The organism is Georgenia sp., assembly GCF_054605595.1.
In genome coordinates this window covers 1-4,717 of the sequence record NZ_JBTSDU010000179.1, presented here as the reverse complement: position 1 = coordinate 4,717, position 4,717 = coordinate 1, and the positions used below count along the sequence as shown (strand labels likewise).

3 protein-coding genes are annotated in these 4,717 nt (G+C 73.0%); all 3 read right to left on the bottom strand.

Annotated elements, in window-relative coordinates; genetic code table 11:
- A partial coding sequence (locus ACYC1Z_RS14285) for a dihydroxyacetone kinase subunit DhaK (protein WP_461410186.1) occupies positions 1–369 on the bottom strand: 369 nt, incomplete at its 3' end.
- Between the two features lie 151 nt (positions 370–520).
- Positions 521–2,173, bottom strand: coding sequence for a bifunctional folylpolyglutamate synthase/dihydrofolate synthase (locus ACYC1Z_RS14280; RefSeq protein ID WP_461410185.1), 1,653 nt, complete (start codon positions 2,171–2,173; stop codon positions 521–523).
- Positions 2,170–4,717 (bottom strand): isoleucine--tRNA ligase (locus ACYC1Z_RS14275; protein ID WP_461410184.1); only part of this gene is annotated, 2,548 nt, incomplete at its 5' end. The genes ACYC1Z_RS14280 and ACYC1Z_RS14275, both read right to left, overlap by 4 nt.

Genomic DNA, 4,717 nt, shown 5'->3' with positions numbered 1-4,717 from the left:
GGCGTCCGCGAGCTCGGCCGCGGTCTCGAAGTTGAGCACGTCGCCGGTGTAGTTCTTCACGATGTGCAGCACGCCGGCGCCGCCGTCGACCGCCTTGGTGGCGGCGAGGACCGGGTCGGGGGTGGGTGACGTGAATACGGCACCCGGCACGGCGGCGCCGAGCATACCGGCGCCGACGAAGCCGGCGTGGAGGGGCTCGTGCCCGCTGCCGCCGCCGGAGACGAGGCCGACCTTGCCGGGGCTGGCGCCGCCGGCCCGGGCGACGAAGAGGGGGTCCTCGTGCACGGTGACGAGGTCCGCGTGCGCCAGGCCGAAGCCCCGTACCGACTCTGCGACGACGTGCTGAGGATCGTTGATGAGTTTCTTCACGACAGTCTCCTTCACGGCTTCGGCCCGGACCGGGCCACGGCACCATCCTGCCCCTGCGACCCGTCCGCGGCTATGGGTTCGGCCTACGCGCCAGCCGCGTCCCCACCCGGCCCGGACGGCGCGACCGGGCACCGGCCGGCCCCGGCCCGGTTCAGGAGCGCCCCATGAGCGCCCGCGCCTCGGCGACGAGCAGGATCGAGCCGGTCACCAGCACCCCGGTGGTGGTGACGACCTCCTCGGGATGGCCCTCGGCGAGCGTCGCGGCCTTGTCGATGGCGTCGTCCAGCCGGTCGGCGACGTGCACGCGGTCCGTGCCGAAGACGTCGACGGCGATCTCGGCCAGCTCGTCGACGTCCATGGCCCGGGCGGTCGGCGCCCGCGTGACCACCACCTCCGCGAGCAGCGGCTCCAGCTCGGCGAGCACCCCCTCGGCGTCCTTGTCGGCCATGAGGCCGACCACGCCGACGAGGTGGGTGAACGCGAAGGCCTCCTCGACGGCGGTGCGCAGCGCCTCGGCGCCGGCCGGGTTGTGCGCGCCGTCGACCAGCACGGTGGGGCTGCGGCGCACGAGCTCGAGCCGGCCGGGCGAGTCCACGTTGGCGAAGGCCTGCTCGACGACGCCGCCGTCGAGCGAGCCGCCGCCGAAGAACGCCTCGACGGCCGCCAGCGCGAGCAGTGCGTTGTGCGCCTGGTGGGCACCGTGCAGCGGCAGGAAGATGTCGGTGTAGACACCGCCGGCGGTGCGCAGCGTGATCATCTGCCCGCCGACGCCGAGCTGACGGTCCAGCACCTCGAGCTCGGCCTCGTCCCGCAGGAGGCGGGCCCCGTGCTGCGCGGCGGCGGAGACGACGACACCGTCGACGTCCTCGGGCTGCGCGGCCGAGACGACGGTGGCGCCGTCGGTGATGATGCCGACCTTCTCGCTCGCGATCTCGCTGAGCTCGTGGCCGAGCCAGCGCTCGTGATCGCGCGAGATGGGGGTGATGATCTCCACGGTGCCGTCGGCGACGTTGGTGGCGTCCCAGCGCCCGCCCATGCCCACCTCGACGACGGCGACGTCGACGGGGGCGTCGGCGAACGCGGCGTAGGCCATGACCGTGAAGACCTCGAAGAAGCTCAGCCGGGGTCCGCCGGCGGCCTGGGAGCGCTCGTCGACCATGGCGATGAACGGGGCGACGTCCTCCCAGGCGGCGATGAACCGCTCGGGCGAGATGGGTTCGCCGTCCAGGGCGATGCGTTCGCGCACGGTGTGCAGGTGCGGGGAGGTGAACTGGCCGGTGCGCAGCCCCTTCTCGCGCAGGAGCCGCTCCACCATCCGGGCGGTGGACGTCTTGCCGTTGGTCCCGGTGATGTGGACGACCGGGTAGGCGCGGTGGGGGTCACCGAGCAGCTCGAGGACGGCCGCGACCCGGTCGAGGCTCGGCTGGATGTCGTGCTCGGGGGCCCGGGTGAGGATGTCGAGGTAGATCTGCCGGACGGTCTCCTCCGCCTGGGCGTGCGCGACGGCGTCGGCCGGGGAGCCGGCCTCACCACGCGCGGGCTCCTCCTCGGTGAGCACCTCCTCGGCCAGGTGCGGGTCCGGGCCGGTGAAGAGCGGGGAGGACAGCAGGGCGCGCAGGCTGGCGTCGTGCTCGTCCGCCGCCCTGGCCGCGTCCGCGGCGGGGTCGGGGGCGCCGTCGTCGGGGGCGTCCGCGGCGGCCATGAACGCGGCGATCCGCTCGGACTCCTCCCGCTCGGCCTCCTCCGGGGACCGGCGCGGTGCCTGCTCGCCGGAGTTCTCGCCGGGTCCTTCGTGCTCGGTCATCGGGCCTCCACCTTGGTGACGGTGACGTGCGGGCCGTCGGTGGCGCCGGTCGTGACGCTCACCTCCAGGGCCAGCGTCTCGCGGGCGATGAGGTCGCGGTGCGTGGTCACCCAGGCGAGCCGGTCCTCGGGGACGACGAGATCGAGGTGGATGCGGTCGGCCACGTACAGGTCGGCCGCCTTGCGGGCGTCCTGGACGGCGCGGACGACGTCGCGGGCGTAACCCTCGGCGGCGAGCTCGTCGTCGACGGCGATGTCCAGCACCACGAACCCGCCGCCGGGCAGCACGGCGGCCACGGTCGTGGCACCCGCGCGCTCCTCGACCTCGGTGACCAGCTCGTACTCCTCCGGCTCCAGCGCGACGCCGTCGACCGAGACGCCGTCGGCGGTCTCCTCCCAGAAACCCTCCCGGGCCGCCCGGATGACGCGTTGCACCTCCTTGCCCAGGCGCGGCCCGGCCGCGCGGGCGTTGATGCTCACGCGGGTGACGACGCCGTACTCCTCGGCGACGCCGTCGCCGGTGGCGCGCAGCACCACATCCTTGACATTGACCTCGGAGGCGACCAGGTCGGTGAACGGGACCAGCGCGGCCGGGTCGGCCACGACCACGGCGAGGGACCGCAGCGGCTGGCGCACGCGCCGCGAGCTCGCCTTGCGCAGGCCGAGTGTGGCGGAGACGACGTCGCGGACCTGGTCCATGGCCGTGACGAGGTCGTGGTCGGCCTCGGCCGTGGCCGCCGCCTGGGGCAGCTCGGGCCAGTCGGTCAGGTGCACGCTGCGCCCGCCGGTGAGCCCGCGCCAGATCTCCTCGCTGACGAGCGGGACGAGCGGGGCCATCACCCGGGTGAGGACCTCCAGTGCCGTGTACAGCGTGTCGAAGGCGTCCGTGTCCTCGGACCAGAAGCGGTCCCGGGAGGTGCGCACGTACCAGTTGGTCAACAGGTCCAGGTGTTCGCGCACGGACTGTGTCGCGCCGGGGACGTCGTACGCGGCGAGCTGGTCCTTGACCGTCGCGGCCAGCGTGCGGGTACGGGCGAGGAGGTAGCGGTCCATGACGTGCCGGGATGTCATCCGCTCGGCGTCGGCGGTGTCGACCGGCCGGGCGACATACCCGGCCCCGCCGTCGAGCGTGCCGGCGTACAGGGCGAAGAAGTACCAGGTGTTCCACAGCGGCAGGAGCACGTGCCGCACGTTCTCGCGGATGCCCTCCTCGGTGACGACGAGGTTGCCGCCGCGTAGGATGGGCGAGCTCATCAGGAACCAGCGCATGGCGTCCGAGCCGTCCCGGTCGAGGACCTCGTTGACGTCGGGGTAGTTGCGCAGCGACTTGCTCATCTTGCGCCCGTCCGAGCCGAGCACGATGCCGTGGGAGACGGCGGAGCGGAACGCGGGCCGGTCGAACAGGGCGGTGGCGAGCACGTGCAGGGTGTAGAACCAGCCGCGGGTCTGCCCGATGTACTCCACGATGAAGTCGCCCGGGTAGTGGTGCTCGAACCACTCCCGGTTCTCGAACGGGTAGTGCACCTGGGCGTAGGGCATCGAGCCGGAGTCGAACCAGACGTCGAGGATGTCCGGGATGCGGCGCATGGTGGACTTCCCCGTGGGGTCGTCCGGGTTGGGGCGGGTGAGGTCGTCGATGAAGGGCCGGTGCAGGTTGGGCTCGCCGTCGCGACCCACCGGCAGGCGCCCGAAGTCCGCCTCGAGCTCGGCGAGCGAGCCGTAGACGTCGGTGCGCGGGTGGGCCGGGTCGTCGGAGACCCACACCGGGATGGGGGTGCCCCAGTAGCGGTTGCGGGAGATCGACCAGTCGCGTGCGCCGGCGAGCCAGTGGCCGAACTGGCCGTCCTTGATGTGCTCGGGCACCCAGGAGATCTCCTGGTTGAGCTCGACCATGCGGTCGCGGAACTCGGTCACGCGGACGAACCAGCTCGTGACCGCCTTGTAGATCAGCGGGTTCCGGCAGCGCCAGCAGTGCGGGTAGGAGTGGTCGTAGGTCTCCTGGCGCACGAGCACCGCCCGCTCGCCCTCGGGGCGGCGGGCCAGGGGCCCGGTGCCGTGCTTGAGGTCGGCGATGATGGCCTTGTTCGCCTCGAAGACCTGCTGCCCGGCGTACTCGGGGATCTCGGTGGTGAAGCGGCCGCCGTCGTCGACGGGGACGACGGTCCCGATGCCGTTGGCCTGGCACACGGCCATGTCGTCCTCGCCGAAGGCCGGCGCGAGGTGGACCAGGCCGGTGCCGTCCTCGGTGGTGACGTAGTCGCCGGCGAGGATCTGCCACGCGTTCGGGCCGGGGGCCTCGTCGTCGGGCCGGCCCAGGAAGTGGTCGAAGATCGGGGCGTACCGCCGGCCCACGAGGTCGGTGCCGGGGTAGGAGCTCAGCACCTCGGGCTCCTCGCCCAGCTCGCGGGCATAGGCGTGCAGGCGGGAGCGGGCGAGGACGACGCGCTCGCCCAGGAGCGGCCCCTCGGTCGGGGCGACGGTGACGTACTCGATGTCCGGGCCGGCGGCGACGGCGAGGTTGGACGGCAGCGTCCACGGCGTCGTC

Excerpts from the sequence above, each read along its gene's own strand:
- ACYC1Z_RS14280 (WP_461410185.1), bottom strand. The coding sequence starts at position 2,173 with ATGACCGAGCACGAAGGACCCGGCGAGAACTCCGGCGAGCAGGCACCG.